Below are 2,847 nucleotides of genomic sequence, written 5' to 3' on the forward strand. Positions count from 1 at the left end.
TGTTCTGTGGTTTGCGCTCCGGCGCGCGGTCCAGCGCCGGGCTGCGAGCAGGCCGGCCGCGGCGGCGATCAGCACCGCAACGATCGCCATCGCAATGAACAGCACGAGTTTGTCCGCCGTCCCGAAAGTCGAAATGGCGAATTCGGTCAGCCAGGTCGGGGAGAGTTCCACGACGGCGGCGCCCACCGAGCCGAAGGGGGAGGCGGCCGGGCCGAAAAAAGCTGCCGCCAGTTCAGCCGTGCCAAAGAGTGCGGCCGCGGACGCGACGCCCGCCAGCATGGCCGGCGACCGCCCGGTCAGCGTGGCCTTCGTGGCTGGCGGTGCTGCCATGCCGTGTCCTTCGCTCGATGACGGGCCGGATGTCTCCGAACGGGTGGCATCGTGCCCTGCTCCGATCATCTACCCGAAGCAGGGCGCAGGACAACCACCGTGGGTGTTGGCAGGGCGGCCTCCCGCGCCGGGCGAAACAATGTTGCCTGCCGTTCACCGGCCATTAGTTGACGCTTCAACTATCAGCTGCTACGGTAGATGCATAAGCATGAAGTTCACCCGGGCTTCACATCCTAACTTCAACCAGGAGGCACCAAATGGCCGTACAGCTCACCCCCGGAACCTGGAATCTCGACCAGTCCCACACCGAGGTCGGCTTCTCCGTCCGCCACGCCGGCATCAGCAAGGTGCGCGGCCAATTCACCGACGCCGACGCCACCCTCGTGGTCGGCGACAGCCTGGCCACTTCCTCCGTCGAAGCCGTCGTGAAGACCGCCTCGTTCGACTCCAACGATGACAACCGCGACGCCCACGTCAAGGGTGAAGACTTCTTCAACGTGGAGCAGTACCCGGAGATGACCTTCAAGGCCACCAGCGTCGAAGGCACTCCCGAAGAGTTCCGGCTGGCCGGCGAGCTGACCATCAAGGACACCACCAAGCCGGTGGTCTTCGACGTCGAATTCGGCGGCATGGCGGTTGACCCGTTCGGCGCCACCCGCGCCGGCTTCTCTGCCACCACGCAGATCTCCCGCAAGGAATTCGGCATCACCTGGAACGCCGCCCTGGAAGCTGGCGGCGTGCTGGTGGGCGACAAGGTCACCATCACGGTTGACTCGGCCTTCGTGCTGCCGGCCAACTAACCCACGCGACACCCAAAGGCAGGGCCCGGATCCGTTCCGGGCCCTGCCTGCTGCGTTAACGCCCGGGCGTAACTGCGCTGATCCGGAGCTTGCCCGGCTGCGCAGCTCAAAGCACCCGGCACCGCGCCCGCGAAGCAGGGGCTCCCCGGCTCTCCCGGGGGCCCTGTGCGGATACGCTGGCATCGTGAAGATCGCCATCCTCGATGACTACCAGGACGTCGCACTGGGCAGCGCCCAGTGGGAGCAGTTGCCGGCGGGCACCGCCGTCGAGCGTTTCACGGACCATTGTGACGACGTCGGCGTTCTCGCCGAGCGCTTGGAAGGGTCGCAGGTGGTGGTCACCATGCGCGAGCGGACACCCATCACCGCCGAACTGATGGACCTGCTGCCCGGCTTGGAGTTGGTGACCACTACCGGCATGCACAACGCATCGATCGACCTGGACGCCGCGCGCGCCCGCGGGGTGACCGTGTGCGGGACACAGAAAACGACGCAGGCTCCGGCCGAGCTGGCCTGGGCGCTGGTGATGGCTGTGGCCCGGGAAATCCCGCAGAACGACAGGGATGTGCGGGCCGGGATCTGGCAGGCCCGGATGGGGGTCGACCTGGCCGGGTCCACCCTCGGGCTGCTGGGCCTGGGCAGGCTGGGGCAGCTGATGGCCCGCTACGCGCAGGCGTTCGGGATGGACGTACTGGCGTGGAGCCCGCACCTGACCCGGGAACGCGCCGCCGGCCACGGGGCGGAGTGGGTGTCCAAGCAGGATCTGTTCCGGCGCTCGGACATCGTCAGCGTCCACCTGAGGCTGGCGGAGTCCACCCGCGGGATTGTCGGCGCCGCCGAGCTGGACCTCCTGGGTTCCGGCGGCCGGCTGGTCAACACCTCGCGCGGACCGCTGGTGGACGAGGACGCCTTGGTGGCTGCGCTGGCGGGACGGCGGATCGCCGGCGCCGCGCTCGACGTCTACGACGTGGAGCCGCTGCCGCAGGACAGCCCGCTGCTCGACGTGCCTAACCTGATCCTCAGCCCGCACGTCGGCTTCGTCACCGAGGAGGCCCACAGGCGGGGGTACACGCAGATGCTCGAGGACATCCTGGCCTACCTCGACGGCGCGCCCATAAACGTCCTCACCTGACCGGCGGCGGCACGCGGGAGGCCGTCGTTTCCGCCAGCTTGGGGGAAGTCTCCTACGAATCGCCCCTAGCTCGCCGCCATGCCGGCCGGGACAAGTTCCATGGCGTGCTCCTCCACGTAATCCAGGGCCAGCCGCACGGCTCCGGTGGCCACAATCGCATCGCCGAACCCGGAGACCGCCACCCGCGGCGGCGTCGCGGTGAGCTTGGGGAGTTCCCGGTTGATGGTGGGCAGCAGGGCCGACGCCGAGGCGGCCACCGCACCGCCGATCACCACGAGTTCCGGGTTGAGGAAGGTGCCCAGTATCGCGACCACGCGGGCCATCCGTTGGCCGATGCGCTCCAGGATTTCCTGTGCCACCGCGTCTCCCCGGGCCGCGGCCTCGAAGACGAAACGGGCCGACACGCGCGTGGTGCCCGGCCCCACCAGTTCGCGGATCAAGGTGGGCCTGCCGGAGGCCAGGGCCTCGTTGCCCCAGTAGCGGGCCAGCCGCGCGATGCCGTCCTGGCTGCCCACCCCGTCCACCAGTTCCAGGGTGCCCACTTCGCCGGCGCCGCCGTTGCAGCCGTGCAGCAGCCGGCCCGAT

At 68.8% G+C, this 2,847-nt stretch carries 3 protein-coding genes and 1 pseudogene; 2 read left to right on the forward strand and 2 right to left on the reverse strand.

What is annotated here, in order from left to right:
• A pseudogene (locus tag AC5RUJ_RS13910) lies at positions 1-330 on the reverse strand (molybdopterin-dependent oxidoreductase); the annotation flags it as partial.
• 257 nt (positions 331-587) lie between these two features.
• On the opposite strand from AC5RUJ_RS13910, the gene AC5RUJ_RS13915 reads away from it, so the two are divergent.
• A complete protein-coding gene (locus AC5RUJ_RS13915) occupies positions 588-1,130 on the forward strand; it encodes a YceI family protein (RefSeq protein ID WP_494000850.1) in 543 nt (180 codons plus the stop codon).
• A gap of 184 nt (positions 1,131-1,314) precedes the next feature.
• A complete protein-coding gene (locus tag AC5RUJ_RS13920; RefSeq protein ID WP_494127563.1) occupies positions 1,315-2,262 on the forward strand; it encodes a D-2-hydroxyacid dehydrogenase family protein in 948 nt (315 codons plus the stop codon).
• A 65-nt stretch (positions 2,263-2,327) separates the two neighbouring features.
• Here the strand turns inward: AC5RUJ_RS13920 and AC5RUJ_RS13925 are convergent.
• The coding region (locus AC5RUJ_RS13925) for an ROK family protein (protein ID WP_494156025.1) at positions 2,328-2,847 on the reverse strand (520 nt) is incomplete at its 5' end.

This window comes from Arthrobacter sp. Y3223164 (assembly GCF_059091005.1).